Here is a 13,802-nt window from a genome sequence, read left to right on the forward strand (position 1 = left end):
GAGGATGGTGTCTGGGAGCTGGGAGCTGGGAGCTGGGAGCTGGGAGCTGGGAGCTGGGAGCTGGGAGCTGGGAGCTGGGAGCTGGGAGCTGGGAGCTGGGAGCTGGGAGCCGGCCCCGATGGGCTCACTTCGCCGGCGAGCGCTCCGTGATCGTCAGGTCCAGCGGGAAATCGACGACGCTGCCGGGGAACAGCAGACGTCCGGCCGCTTCGGCGGAAGTCAGGATCGCCGAGGCGGCGGCGTCGGCCTGCGCGGCCGGGGCATGAACGATCACCTCGTCGTGCAGGAAGAAGACGAGGTGGGCCCGTCGGGCGAACACCGGGCCCGAGGGCGTCGCCTGCTCCGCCTCCGGGACCGGATCGAAACCGGCCAGGGACAGCCGCAGCGCCGCGAGCCAGGACAGCGCCCATTCCGCGGCCGTGCCCTGGACGACGAAGTTGCGGGTGAACCGGCCCCGGTCGCGGGCCGCACGCCGTGCGCGCTCCTGCTCTCCCGAGGCGGCATCGGGGAGGTTCGCGGTGGTCTGCGCGCGGGTCCACTCGGCCTCCGGGGCGGGGGAGGAGCGGCCCAGCCAGGTCGAGACGGTCCCGCCCCGCTCCCCGGTGGCGGCGGCCTCGTCGACCAGGCGCATCGCCGCGGGGAAGTTCCGCCGCAGCCGCGGCACCACCCGGCCGCTGTCCCCCGTGGTGCCGCCGTACAGCGCGCCGAGCACTCCTACCTTGGCCTCCTGGCGGGTCTCGACCACGCCGGCGTCGACGATGCCCGCATAGAGGTCGCGATCCGCGCCCGCGGCCGCCATCGCGCTGTCGCCGGACATCGCGGCCAGCACGCGCGGTTCCAGCTGGGACACGTCGGCACTGACCAGACGCCAGCCCTCGTCGGCCCGCAGTGCGGGGCGCAGCTGGCGCGGGATCTGCAGCGCCCCGCCGCCACTGGCCGCCCAGCGGCCCGTGACCACGCCGCCGGGGACGTAGACGGGCCGGTATCGGCCGTCGTCGACCCACTCGTCCAGCCAGGTCCAGCCGTTGGCGGTCAGCAGGCGGGACATCTTCTTGTAGCGCAGCAGCGGCTCGATCGCCGGGTGGTCGTGCTCCAGCAGCTCCCACTGCGAAGTGGACTCGACGTCGATCTCCGCCCGGTGCAGGGCGCGCAGGAGCTTCGGCGGGGAGTCGATGCTCAGCGTCGGGTCACCGAGCGCGCTGCGCACCTCCGCGGCGGCCTCGACCATCCGCGCCGGCGCCTGCCCGGTGCCCGGGCGGGGGCCGAGCGCCTCGGCGAGGATGCGGTCGTGCTCGGCGACGTCCCAGGGGACCCCTGCGGCGTGGAGCTCGGCGGCCACCAGCGCCCCGGCCGATTCGGCCGCCACCAGCAGTCGCAGCCGGCCCGGATCGGCGGAGCCATCGGTCGCCGCGCGGTGCCGGGCGAACTCGGCGAGCGACTCCTCGAGGTCGTGCGGGACTCCACCGCTGCTCGCCGAGGCGTCCAGGTCGAACAGCGTCGCGCCCTGGTCCGGGGCCGCCTCGAGGCCCTGGTCGATGGGGGCGTCCCATGCCGTCGCCGCGCGCACCGGCCCAGGATCCTCCACGAGCTGCGAGTGACGCAGGATCACGTGGATCAGACGCAGGTCGTGGCAGCGGGAGACAGTCACCCCGGCCGCCAGGAGCTGCGGATACCAGGAGGCCGTGTCGCTGAAGACCCAGCGCGGTCGATGCGCGCCCTCGTGGTGCCGGGCGTGCTCGGGCCACTGCTCGGCGGTGAGGTGCGCGGTCTGCAGCTCGCCGCCGTCGGCGTCGAGGTCGACCACCGTCACCGCACCGCGGGCCCCGCGGCCCACGACGGACCAGACCGGGGCCTGCTGGCTCACCAGCCCCGCTCGCGCCACTCGGGCAGCGACGGGCGCTCCGCGCCGAGGGTGGTGTCGTCCCCGTGCCCGGGGTAGACCCAGGTGGCGTCGGGAAGACGGTCGAACACGCGGCGCTCGACGTCCTCGATCAGCTGCGTGAAGCGCTCGGGATCCGAGTCGGTGTTGCCCACGCCGCCGGGGAACAGCGAATCGCCCGTGAAGAGGTGGTGCGTCTCGGTGCCCTCCTCATCGGCGCCGCGCCACAGCACGGCGACCGAGCCCGGCGTGTGGCCGCGCAGCGCGATGATCTCGACCTGCTGCTCGCCGACCTCGAGCACGTCCCCGTGGGAGAGCGGGTGATCGGTGGCGGTCATGATCCGTTCGGCGTCCGGGCCGCCGGCCGCCGTGCGCGCGCCGGTGGCGGCGGACAGCTCGGCGAGCGCCCCGATGTGGTCGTGATGGCTGTGGGTGGTGACGATCAGGTCCAGCTGCTCCTGCTCGGACCCCTCGGCGACCAGACGGCGCAGCCGCTCCGGCTCGGCGGCCGCATCGATCAGCAGCTGCGCGCCGGTCGACCGGCAGGTCAGCAGATAGGTGTTGTTGTTCATCGACCCCACCGAGGCCTTGCGGATCTGCAGCCCGGGAAGGGTGCGCAGAGCGCTGTCACCATGGGGTTCGACGTGTCCGGTGTACTCGTTGGCGACCATGCCCCCAGTATGTCGCGTCTCTCCCCGGCGAACAACTGTTCGAACGTCGGTGACGCTCGTAGGATGTCCGGGTGACTGATTCCCTCGTCGTCCGCGGTGCGCGCGAGCACAACCTCAAGAACATCGACATCGATATCCCCCGGGACCGCCTGGTGGTCTTCTCCGGGCTGTCCGGATCCGGTAAGAGCTCCCTGGCCTTCGACACCATCTTCGCCGAGGGCCAGCGCCGGTACGTGGAGTCGTTGTCGGCCTATGCCCGGCAGTTCCTGGGGCAGATGGACAAGCCCTCGGTCGATCTCATCGAGGGGCTCTCCCCGGCGGTCTCCATCGACCAGAAGTCCACCAACCGCAACCCGCGCTCGACGGTCGGCACGATCACGGAGATCTACGACTACCTGCGCCTGCTGTTCTCGCGCACCGGCGTCCAGCACTGCCCGATCTGCGGCGAACCGGTCAGCTCCTCCTCGGCCGAGCAGATCGTCGACACCCTGCTCGAGCAGAGCGAGGGCACCCGCTTCCAGCTCCTGGCCCCGGTCGTGCAGGGCCGCAAGGGCGAGCACGTCGATCTGATCAGCGCGCTGCGCTCCCAGGGCTACGCCCGCGCCCGGGTCGACGGGACCACCCGGCGCCTGGACGAGGAGATCAGCCTCGAGAAGAACATCAAGCACACCATCGAGGTGGTCGTGGACCGCCTCGCGGCCAAGCCCGACGCGCGCCGCCGCCTCACCGACTCGGTCGAGACCGCGCTGCGTCTGGCCGAAGGCATCGTGGTGGTCGACTTCGTGGACCTCGAGGAGGGCTCCGAGGACCGCCTGCGGCGCTTCTCGGAGAAGCGTGCGTGCCCCAACGACCACCCGCTGGCCATCGACGACATCGAGCCGCGCACCTTCTCGTTCAACGCGCCCTACGGCGCCTGCCCCGAGTGCACCGGCATCGGGATGCGCCTCGAGGTGGATCCCGAGCTCGTGATCCCGGACGAGGACCTCAGCCTCGCCGACGGGGCGATCGCGCCGTGGGCCATGGGCTCCGCGGATCGCCACCAGGAGGTGATGGCCGCGCTCTCCGAGGAGCTGAGCTTCTCGATGGACACGCCGTGGCGGGCGCTGCCGGAGCGGGCCCGGGAGGCCCTGCTGCACGGCAAGGATTACAAGGTCCACGTGAAGTACTGCAACCGCTTCGGGCGCGAGCGGACCTACGCCACCGGGTTCGAGGGCGTCATGCACTTCCTCGAGCGTCGCCACTCCGACACCGAGTCGGACTGGGCCAAGGAGCGCTACGAGCAGTTCATGCGGGAGGTGCCGTGCCCCGCCTGCCAGGGCGCGCGGCTGCGCCCGGAGGTGCTCGCGGTCACCGTCGGCGGCCGGTCCATCTCCGAGGTCACGGAGATGTCGATCCGCGACGCGCTGACCTTCCACGAGGGTCTCGAGCTCGGCGTGCGCGAGGCCGCGATCGCCGACGAGGTGCTCCGCGAGATCCGCTCCCGCCTGGGATTCCTGCTCGACGTGGGACTGGACTACCTCAACCTCGCCCGGGCGGCCGGGACGCTGTCCGGCGGGGAGGCCCAGCGCATCCGCCTGGCCACCCAGATCGGCTCCGGACTGGTGGGAGTGCTCTACGTGCTCGACGAACCCTCGATCGGACTTCACCAGCGCGACAACGATCGCCTCATCGGAACCCTGACGCGGCTGCGGGACCTCGGCAACACGCTGATCGTCGTCGAGCACGACGAGGACACCCTCAACGCCGCCGACTGGGTGGTGGACATCGGTCCGCTGGCCGGTGAGCACGGCGGCCAGGTGATCCACTCCGGGTCGGTCGAGGGGCTCAAGAAGAATCCGAACAGCCTCACGGGCCGCTACCTCAGCGGCGAGCTGTCGATCCCGCTGCCCCTGACCCGTCGACCGGTGGACCGCTCCCGGATGGTCACGGTCGTCGCCCCGCGCGCCAACAACCTCGTCGGACAGGACGTCAGCTTCCCGCTGGGGGTCCTGACCGCGGTCACCGGAGTCTCCGGCTCCGGGAAGTCGTCCCTGGTCAACGACATCCTCTACGGGGTCCTCGCCAAGGAGCTGAACCGGGCGCGGATCGTGCCGGGCCGACACAAGCGCGTCACCGGGCTCGAGCATCTCGACAAGGTCGTCCACGTCGACCAGTCGCCGATCGGCCGCACCCCGCGCTCGAACCCCGCCACCTACACCGGGGTGTGGGACCGGGTGCGCACCCTGTTCGCCCAGACCGCCGAGGCGAAGATCCGCGGCTACACCGCCGGGCGCTTCTCCTTCAACGTCAAGGGCGGACGCTGCGAGGCCTGCTCCGGCGACGGCACCTTGAAGATCGAGATGAACTTCCTGCCCGACGTGTACGTCCAGTGCGAGGTGTGCCACGGCCAGCGGTACAACCGCGAGACGCTCGAGGTGACGTTCAAGGACAAGAACGTCGCCGAGGTGCTGGACATGTCGATCGCGGAGGCGCTGGAGTTCTTCGACGCCGTGCCCGCGATCCGTCGCCAGATGCAGACCCTGGTCGACGTCGGCATGGGATACGTGAAGCTCGGCCAGTCCGCGACCACGCTCTCCGGCGGCGAGGCGCAGCGCGTGAAGCTCTCCTCGGAGCTGCACAAGCGCTCCAACGGCCGCACCGCCTACGTGCTCGACGAGCCCACCACGGGGCTGCACTTCGAGGACGTGCGCAAGCTGCTCTCGGTGCTCGGCGGCCTGGTCGACAAGGGCAACACCGTCATCATCATCGAGCACAACCTGGACGTCATCAAGACCGCCGACCACGTCATCGACCTCGGCCCCGAGGGTGGCGCCGGCGGCGGTCGCGTCGTGGCCACCGGCACCCCGGAGGACGTCGCGGCGGTGACCGGCTCGTACACCGGGCACTTCCTCGCCCCGATGCTCGAGGCCGGCCGCTCCGGCAGCGCCGAACGCACGGACCGCGCCGACCACACCGATCGCGCAGTCCGCTCAGGACGACGCTGAGGTCCGCTCTCCATGGCTGATCCCTCCACCTATCGCCCCGCCACCGGCTCCATCCCGACGAAGCCGGGGGTGTACCGCTTCCGTGACGAGCACGGGCGCGTCATCTACGTCGGCAAGGCGAAGAACCTCCGCCAGCGCCTGGTCAACTACTTCCAGGACCTCGCGGTGCTGCACGAGCGCACCCGGCGCATGGTCACCACGGCGGCGAGCGTGCAGTGGACGGTGGTGGGCACCGAGGTCGAGGCCCTCACCCTCGAGTACACCTGGATCAAGGAGTTCGACCCGCGGTTCAACGTCAAGTTCCGCGACGACAAGTCCTACCCCTATCTCGTGATCACGATGGGGGAGGCGGTGCCTCGGGTGCACATCACCCGTCGGCCCCGTGCCAAGGGCGATCTGATCTTCGGGCCCTACCCGCAGGTGGGGGCGATCCGGGAGACCCTCGACCTGATGCTGCGGGTGTTCTCGATCCGGTCCTGCACCCCGGGTGTCTACCGTCGGGCCGAGCGCTCCGGTCGCCCCTGCCTGCTGGGTTTCATCGGCAAGTGCGCCGCGCCCTGCGTCGGCGACATCTCGATCGAGGACCACCGGCGCCTCGCCGAGCAGTTCGCGGACTTCATGGCCGGCAACACGGCCACCTACACCCGCCGCATCGAGCGGCAGATGCGCGATGCCGCCGCGGCGATGGACTACGAGACCGCCGCCGGGCTGCGCGACGACCTCGCGGCGCTGGACAAGGTCATGGAGAAGAACTCGGTGGTGCTCTCGGATGCCACCGACGCCGACCTCGTGGGCCTGGCCCAGGACGAGCTCGAGGCCTCCATCCAGGTCTTCCACGTGCGCGGCGGCCGGATCCGCGGCCAGCGTGGGTGGACCGCCGAGATCCTCGACGAATCCACCGCCCCCGATCTCGTCGAGCGGGCCCTGACCACCCTGTACGCCGAGGGCACCGCCCCCAAGGAGGTGCTGGTCCCCGTCCAGCCCACCAACCGCGATCAGGTGCTCGAGCTGATCGGCCGCCCCGTCGACCTGCGGATCCCGCAGCGCGGCGAGAAGAAGGACCTCCTGGCCACGGTCACCGAGAACGCGACCGACGCGCTGCGCCTGCACCGGCTGAAGCGCACCGGGGACCTCACGGCCCGCACCAAGGCGCTCGAGGACCTGGGGGAGGCGCTGGAGCTGGCCGAGCCCCCGCTGCGCATCGAGTGCTTCGACATCTCCCACTCCTCGGGCACCAATGTGGTCGGCTCCCAGGTGGTCTTCGAGGACGGGCTGCCCAAGAAGAGCGAGTACCGCCGCTACTCGGTGACCGGCTCCGCCGCGCGCGACGACACCGCCTCGATGCACGACGTGCTCACCCGGCGTCTGAAGCATCACCTGGACCCGCCCGAGAAGACCGAGGAGGAGTCGCGGCGCTTCGCCTATCCGCCCTCCCTGATCCTGGTCGACGGCGGACCTCCGCAGGTCGCCGCCGCCCAGCGCGTCCTCGACGAGCTCGGCATCACGGACATCGCCCTGGCCGGCATCGCCAAGCGGCTCGAGGAGATCTGGCTGCCCGGGGACGAGTACCCGGTGATCCTGCCGCGCACCAGCGAGGCCCTGTTCCTCGTCCAGCGCCTGCGTGATGAAGCCCACCGCTTCGCGATCACGTACCACCGCTCCAAGCGGGGTCGGGCCATGCAGGCCAGCGCCCTGGACGGCATCCCGGGCCTGGGCCCGGCCCGGCGCCGCGCTCTGCTGGACCGCTTCGTGACGGTCTCCGCGATCCGGGATGCGAGCCAGGACCAGCTCCAGGAGGTGGACGGGATCGGTCCCGCGTTGGCCGCGCAGTTGCTGGCCGCGCTACGATCCGAGCAGGCGACGGACTCCGACGCCGTGAGGGACGACAGCACGGACGAGGACTCTCTCGACGTCGCGGTGGACATGGCCACCGGCGAGATCCTCGACCGCTGAACCGGCCCCGCGCAGCCCACGACCCGGGAAGGAATCTCCCATGCAGGACGATCCCTCGACGGCGCCCCCCTCCGATGCGACCGGGGACATCGTCATCATCACCGGGCTCGCCGGTGCAGGGCGGGAGACCGCCGCGCACGCCCTCGAGGACATGGGGTGGTATGTCGTCTACAACATCGCCCCCCAGCTGATCATCACCCTGTACGAGCTGCGCGCCAGCGCCGTCGGCCGCGAGAACCGCTTCGCGGTGGTGGTCGACCCCCGCTCCGGTCCGTTCTTCTCCGAGCTCTCCGACGTGGTCGCCGACCTGCGCCGCTCCGACCTCCGCCTGCGCCTGCTTTTCCTCACCGCCGACGAGTCCACGCTGGTGCGCCGCTTCGACTCCGTGCGCCGCCCGCATCCGCTGCAGGGCGAGGAGGGGGTGCTCGAGGGGATCCGTCGCGAGCGCGAGATGCTCGCGCCCTACCGGCGCATGGCCGATCTGGTCATCGACACCTCCCCGCTGAACGTGCACCAGCTGACGATGAAGATGCGCTCCGTCTTCGGCACCAGCGAGGAGCAGCGCCTGACGGTGACCATGCTGTCCTTCGGCTTCAAGTACGGGATCCCGCTGGAGGCCGACCACGTCAGCGACGTGCGCTTCATCCCCAATCCGTACTGGGTGCCCGAGCTCAAACCCCTGCGCGGGACCGACCGCGAGGTCTCAGACTTCGTCCTCGGCGACGCCAACGCGGGGGAGTTCGTCGGCAAGTACCTCGAGATGATCACCCCCGTGCTGCGCGGGTACAGCGCCGAGAACAAGCACTTCACGACCCTCGCGATCGGCTGCACCGGCGGCAAGCACCGCTCCGTCGCCGTGGCCGAGAACCTCGGGGACCAGCTGCGCTCGGCCGGGTACGCGGTCCGGATCCGCCATCGCGATCTGGGGCGCGAATGAACACCATCGCCTCCCGCTCCGGCGGGCATCGTCTGCGCACCGCCGACCGCTCCGCCAGCGCCCGCCGCGGCCGGCGCGGCGATCCGCAGCGACCGCTGCGCGTGGTCGCGCTCGGCGGCGGCCACGGCCTGGCGGCGAACCTGCGCGCCCTGCGCCTGCTGACCGACGACATCACCGCAGTGGTCACCGTCGCCGACAACGGCGGTTCCTCCGGCCGGATCCGCACCGAGATGCCCGTGCTGCCCCCGGGCGATCTGCGGATGGCGCTGGCGGCGCTGTGCGAGGACTCCGACTGGGGATCCATCTGGGGCGATGTGATCCAGCACCGCTTCGCAACCGACGGGGAGCTGGACGGGCACGCCCTGGGCAATCTCCTGATCGTCTCGCTGTGGCAGATCCTCGAGGACCCCATCGAGGGCCTCGACCAGATGGCGGAGCTGCTCGGCGCGCGCGGGCGCGTGCTGCCCATGGCGCTGGAGCCGCTGGACATCGAGGCCCGCGTGCGCGGCACCGACGGCACGGTGCGCTCCATCAGCGGCCAGTGGCAGGTCGCCACCGCCGAGGGCCGCGTCGAGCAGGTGCGTCTGGTCCCGCCGCGGCCCCGGGTGCCCGAGGCGGTGCTGGAGGCCATCGGCCGTGCCGACTGGATCATCGTCGGTCCCGGCTCCTGGTACACCTCGGTGCTGCCGCACCTGATGATCCCCGAGATCGCCGAGGCGATCCGCACCAGCCCGGCCCGGCGCTGCATCACCACCAATCTGACGGTGGGGGCGCAGGAGGCCGAGGGGATGACCAGCCTGGACATGCTCGACGTGCTGCTGGAGCGGGCCGACGGCTGTCGTTTCGACGCCCTGGTCGCCGACCCCACGACCCTGGACGACGCCCTGATGCTGGCCCAGGCCGCGGAAGCCCGCGGGATCCGGGCGCTGCTGCGTCAGGTCAGCGTCGGCGACGGTCGCCCTCATCATGACCCGGTGCGGCTGGCCGCGGCCTATCGGGACCTGTTCGACGACGCCTACGGCGACGTCGAACCCACCCGTGGCACCACCGCCCCGGGCACGACCTACGGCACGGCGACGGCCGAAGACCCATCGAACGAGGAGGACCTGCATGGCGCTGACGGGTGAGGCCAAGGAGGAGCTGAGCCACCTCGAGGTGACCCGGCCCTCGGCCCGCAAGGCGGAAGCGGCGGCGATGCTGCGCTTCGCCGGCGGGCTGCACCTGGTCGCCGGACGGGTCGTGGTCGAGGCGGAGCTCGACTCCGCGGCGGTCGCGCGGCGGCTGCACGCGATCATCGGGGACATGTACGGCCACCGTGCCGATCTCGCGGTGCTCGCCCCGGCCGGGATCCGCCGCACCACCCGCTATCTCGTGCGGGTGGACCGCGAGGGCGGGATGCTGGCACGCCAGACCGGACTGCTGGACGCCCGCGGGCGCCCCGTGCGCGGCATGCCGCCGTTCGTCGTCGGCGGGGCCGCGGTCGATGCGGAGGCCGCCTGGCGCGGCGCGTTCCTCGCCCGCGGCACCCTGACCGAACCGGGACGCTCCTCGGCGCTCGAGCTGTCCTGCCCGGGCCCGGAGGTCGCCCTGGCGATGGTCGGCGCCGCACGGCGCCTCGGGGCGGCCTCCAAGGCGCGCGAGGCCCGGGGCGCGGACCGGGTGGTGCTGCGTGACGGGGACGCCATCTCGACGCTGCTGTCCCGCATGGGTGCTCGGGCCACCGTGCGGACCTGGGAGGAACGCCGCACCAAGCGCGAGGTCAAGGCCACGGCCCACCGCCTGGCGAACTTCGACGACGCGAATCTGCGCCGCAGCGCCCGGGCGGCGGTGGCCGCGGGCCAGCGCGTCCAGCGGGCCCTGGAGATCCTCGGCGACGAGGTCCCCGAGCATCTGCAGTCCGCGGGGCGGCTCCGGCTGGAGCACCGCCAGGCCAGCCTCGAGGAGCTCGGGCGCCTCGCCGATCCGCCGCTGACCAAGGACGCCGTCGCCGGACGGATCCGTCGGCTGCTGGCGATGGCCGACAAACGGGCGGAGGATCTGGGACTGCCGGGGACCGATGAGGAGGTCGACGAGAGGCAGCTGCCGACGTCTCCGGATCCCGGGACGTGATACGTCCCGTTCCCGGACCCTCAGGCATTGATAGGATTGTTCCGGTCGTCGGTCACAGCCGGCGCCGTCCCAGCGTACGAGGGCGTGCGCGCCACTGCCAGTACCCGCATTTCGCAGATTCCTGCGAATCAAGGAGGAACCGTGACCATTAAGGTCGGAATCAACGGATTCGGTCGCATCGGGCGCAACTACCTGCGCGCAGCGCTCGAGCAGAAGGCTGACATCCAGATCGTCGGGGTCAACGACCTCACGGACAACGCCACGCTCGCGAATCTCATCAAGTACGACTCCATCGGTGGTGTGCTGCCCTACGAGGTCTCCCACGACGAGGACTCGATCACCGTCGGCGAGACCACCTTCAAGGCGTTCGCCGAGCGCGACCCCAAGAACATCCCGTGGGGCACGATCGGCGCCGACGTCGTCATCGAGTCCACCGGCATCTTCACGGATGCCGAGAAGGCCAAGGCCCACCTCGAGGCCGGTGCCAAGAAGGTCATCATCTCCGCTCCGGCGAAGAACGAGGACGCGACCTTCGTGATCGGCGTCAACGACGGCGACTACGACCCGGCGAAGCACGACATCGTCTCGAACGCCTCGTGCACCACCAACAGCCTCGCTCCCGTGGCCAAGGTGCTCAACGACGAGATCGGCATCGTCAAGGGCCTGATGACCACCATCCACGCCTACACCTCGGACCAGGTGTTGCAGGACGGTCCCCACAAGGATCCCCGCCGTGCCCGCGCCGCCGCCCTGAACATCATCCCGACCACCACCGGCGCGGCCAAGGCCGTGGCGCTGGTGCTGCCGGAGCTCAAGGGCAAGCTGGACGGCTACTCGCTGCGCGTGCCGGTCCCCACCGGCTCGATCACCGACCTCACCTTCGAGGCCTCCCGCGAGGTCACGGTCGAGGAGGTCAACGCCGCGATCAAGAAGGCCGCCGACGGACCGCTGAAGGGCGTTCTGCGCTACACCGAGGACCCGATCGTCTCCAAGGACATCGAGGGCGATCCGCACTCCGCGATCTTCGATGCGCAGCTGACCAAGGTCAACGGCAACCAGGTGAAGATCTTCTCCTGGTACGACAACGAGTGGGGCTTCTCCAACCGCCTCGTCGAGCTCTCGCAGCTCGTGGGCAAGTCCCTCTGATCCTCGCTGTCCCGTCCTGACCACCAGGACATCCCCGGAGCCCGCCGGTCGCCACCCCGAGGGGTCGGTGTCCGGCGGGCTCCGTTCGTCCGACGGCCTCGTGCGCACCCCGTTGCCGCACGACCACGACCCGAAGGAACCACCACCGTGCTGAAGACCATCGATGCGCTCGGAGAGCTGCGCGGCACCCGCGTGCTCGTCCGTGCCGATCTCAACGTCCCGCTGGACGGGACCACCATCACCGACGACGGCCGCATCCAGGCCGCCCTGCCCACCCTCACCCGCCTCGTCGAGGCCGGTGCCCGCGTCGTGGTGATCTCCCACCTCGGCCGCCCGAAGGGCGCCCCGGAGGACAAGTACTCCCTGCAGCCCGTCGTCGGCCGCCTCGGCGAGCTGCTGGGCCAGGAGGTCGCCTTCGCGACCGACACCGTCGGCGAGTCCGCGCGAGCGGCCGTCGACTCCCTCGCCGACGGCCGTGTCGCCGTGCTCGAGAACCTCCGCTTCCACCCCGGCGAGACCGCGAAGGACGAGGGCGAGCGGCTCGCCTTCGCGAAGGAGCTGGCCGCCCTCGGGGACGCCTTCGTCTCCGACGGCTTCGGCGTCGTCCACCGCAAGCAGGCCTCGGTCTACGAGCTGGCGACCCTGCTGCCGGCGGCCGCCGGCGACCTGGTGCTGAGCGAGGTGGAGGCCCTCCGGAAGGTCACCGACGAGCCGCAGCGACCCTTCGTGGTCGTCCTCGGCGGCGCGAAGATCGCCGACAAGCTCGGGGTCATCGACGCGCTGCTGGGCAAGGCCGACCGCCTCCTGATCGGCGGCGGCATGGCCTACACCTTCCAGAAGGCGAAGGGCTACGAGGTCGGCGACTCGCTGCTGGATACGAGCAAGCTCGACGTCGTGCGCGAGTACATGGAGCGGGCAGAGCGCAACGGGGTCGAGCTGGTGCTGCCGGTCGACACCGTCGTGGCCCCCGAGTTCTCGGCCGACGCGCCCGCCACCGTGGTCGCCGCCGACGCCATGCCGGCCGACCAGGAGGGCATGGACATCGGTCCGGAGACGGCGAGGCTGTTCGGCGAGAAGATCGCCGACGCCGCCACCGTCTTCTGGAACGGCCCCATGGGGGTCTTCGAGTTCGAGAGCTTCGCCGGCGGCACCAAGGCCGTCGCCGACGTCCTGGCCTCGGCCGACGGCTACACCGTGGTCGGCGGTGGCGACTCCGCCGCCGCGGTCCGCACCCTCGGATTCGACGAATCCCTCTTCTCGCACATCTCCACCGGCGGCGGCGCGAGCCTCGAACTCATCGAGGGCAAGGACCTGCCGGGCATCTCGATCCTTCAGGAGGACACCAAGTGAGCACCCGTACCCCGCTGATGGCGGGCAACTGGAAGATGAATCTCGACTGGAAGCAGGGCCTGGCCCTGGTCGAGGAGCTGGGCGACCAGCTCAAGGGCGTCAGCACGGACACCGTGGAGGTCGCCGTGCTGCCCCCGTTCGTGGACCTCCGCACCGTGCAGATGGTGGTCGAGGCCGACAAGCTGCCGATCACCTACGGCTCCCAGGACGTCTCCGCGCACGAGTCCGGCGCCTACACCGGGGAGGTCTCCGGCTCCATGCTGAAGGCCCTCGGCGCGACCTACACGACGGTCGGGCACTCGGAGCGCCGTCAGCACCACGCCGAGACCGAAGAGGTCACCAACGCGAAGGTGAAGGCGTCCTTCGCCGCCGGGCTGGTCCCGATCCTGTGCGTCGGCGAGCCGCTCGAGGAGCGTCAGGCCGGCAAGCACGTCGAGTACACCCTGGCGCAGCTCACCGGCGGCATCGAGGGGCTGGACGCCGAGCAGGCGAAGCAGATCGTCATCGCCTACGAGCCGGTGTGGGCCATCGGCACCGGCGAGGTCGCCACCCCGGACGACGCCCAGGAGGTGTGCAGCGCCATCCGTGACGCCCTGCGCGGCCTGTACGGGAACGAGGTCGCCGACGCCGCGCGCGTCCTGTACGGCGGCAGCGTGAAGTCCTCCAACGTGGTCGAGCTGATGGGCAAGGAGGACGTCGACGGGGCCCTCGTCGGCGGCGCCTCGCTCAAGGCCGAGGAGTTCGCGAAGATCGCGGGCTTCCAGGGCTGAGCG

The 13,802-nt window shown here is 71.0% G+C and carries 10 protein-coding genes; 8 read left to right on the top strand and 2 right to left on the bottom strand.

The window, feature by feature from the left end; all coding sequences use genetic code 11:
• Positions 1-124 precede the first annotated feature (124 nt).
• Positions 125-1,867, bottom strand: coding sequence for a bifunctional 3'-5' exonuclease/DNA polymerase (locus tag JOF44_RS00820; RefSeq protein ID WP_209895558.1), 1,743 nt, complete (start codon positions 1,865-1,867; stop codon positions 125-127).
• A complete protein-coding gene (locus JOF44_RS00825; RefSeq protein ID WP_209886177.1) occupies positions 1,861-2,550 on the bottom strand; it encodes an MBL fold metallo-hydrolase in 690 nt (229 codons plus the stop codon). The genes JOF44_RS00820 and JOF44_RS00825 overlap by 7 nt, the downstream gene beginning before the upstream one ends.
• A gap of 71 nt (positions 2,551-2,621) precedes the next feature.
• Here JOF44_RS00825 and uvrA point away from each other — a divergent pair, with 71 nt between their 5' ends.
• From uvrA to tpiA, 8 genes are all read left to right on the top strand, one after another.
• Positions 2,622-5,534 (top strand): excinuclease ABC subunit UvrA, encoded by a 2,913-nt coding sequence (uvrA, locus tag JOF44_RS00830; protein ID WP_209886181.1) that lies wholly within the window; start codon positions 2,622-2,624, stop codon positions 5,532-5,534.
• 12 nt (positions 5,535-5,546) lie between these two features.
• A complete protein-coding gene (gene uvrC / locus JOF44_RS00835; RefSeq protein ID WP_209886184.1) occupies positions 5,547-7,487 on the top strand; it encodes an excinuclease ABC subunit UvrC in 1,941 nt (646 codons plus the stop codon).
• A gap of 40 nt (positions 7,488-7,527) precedes the next feature.
• Positions 7,528-8,424, top strand: a complete 897-nt coding sequence (gene rapZ / locus JOF44_RS00840) for an RNase adapter RapZ (protein WP_209886188.1) — start codon at positions 7,528-7,530, stop codon at positions 8,422-8,424.
• Complete coding sequence (locus JOF44_RS00845; RefSeq protein ID WP_209886191.1) at positions 8,421-9,551, top strand: gluconeogenesis factor YvcK family protein; 1,131 nt, start codon at positions 8,421-8,423, stop codon at positions 9,549-9,551. Before rapZ ends, JOF44_RS00845 begins: the two co-directional genes overlap by 4 nt.
• On the top strand, positions 9,535-10,533 hold the full coding sequence (gene whiA / locus JOF44_RS00850) for a DNA-binding protein WhiA (RefSeq protein WP_209886194.1): 999 nt from the start codon (positions 9,535-9,537) through the stop codon (positions 10,531-10,533). The genes JOF44_RS00845 and whiA overlap by 17 nt, the downstream gene beginning before the upstream one ends.
• A gap of 141 nt (positions 10,534-10,674) precedes the next feature.
• The gene (gene gap / locus JOF44_RS00855) at positions 10,675-11,679 is read left to right on the top strand and encodes a type I glyceraldehyde-3-phosphate dehydrogenase (protein WP_209886197.1); all 1,005 of its coding nucleotides are present in this window, start codon (positions 10,675-10,677) and stop codon (positions 11,677-11,679) included.
• Positions 11,680-11,826: 147 nt separating this feature from the next.
• Positions 11,827-13,029 carry a phosphoglycerate kinase gene (locus JOF44_RS00860; protein WP_342591622.1) on the top strand — a complete coding sequence of 401 codons (1,203 nt, stop codon included), beginning with the start codon at positions 11,827-11,829 and terminating at the stop codon, positions 13,027-13,029.
• The gene (tpiA, locus tag JOF44_RS00865; protein WP_209886200.1) at positions 13,026-13,799 is read left to right on the top strand and encodes a triose-phosphate isomerase; all 774 of its coding nucleotides are present in this window, start codon (positions 13,026-13,028) and stop codon (positions 13,797-13,799) included. Before JOF44_RS00860 ends, tpiA begins: the two co-directional genes overlap by 4 nt.
• Positions 13,800-13,802 lie beyond the last annotated feature (3 nt).

The sequence above is a fragment of the Brachybacterium fresconis genome (assembly GCF_017876515.1).
GTDB classification, from domain to species: Bacteria; Actinomycetota; Actinomycetes; order Actinomycetales; family Dermabacteraceae; genus Brachybacterium; species Brachybacterium fresconis.

Bases quoted from the DNA above. Each gene is read 5' to 3' on its own strand.
- whiA (WP_209886194.1), top strand. From the start codon at position 9,535: ATGGCGCTGACGGGTGAGGCCAAGGAGGAGCTGAGCCACCTCGAGGTG.
- JOF44_RS00845 (WP_209886191.1), top strand. From the start codon at position 8,421: ATGAACACCATCGCCTCCCGCTCCGGCGGGCATCGTCTGCGCACCGCC.
- uvrC (WP_209886184.1), top strand. From the start codon at position 5,547: ATGGCTGATCCCTCCACCTATCGCCCCGCCACCGGCTCCATCCCGACG.
- rapZ (WP_209886188.1), top strand. From the start codon at position 7,528: ATGCAGGACGATCCCTCGACGGCGCCCCCCTCCGATGCGACCGGGGAC.
- JOF44_RS00825 (WP_209886177.1), bottom strand. From the start codon at position 2,550: ATGGTCGCCAACGAGTACACCGGACACGTCGAACCCCATGGTGACAGC.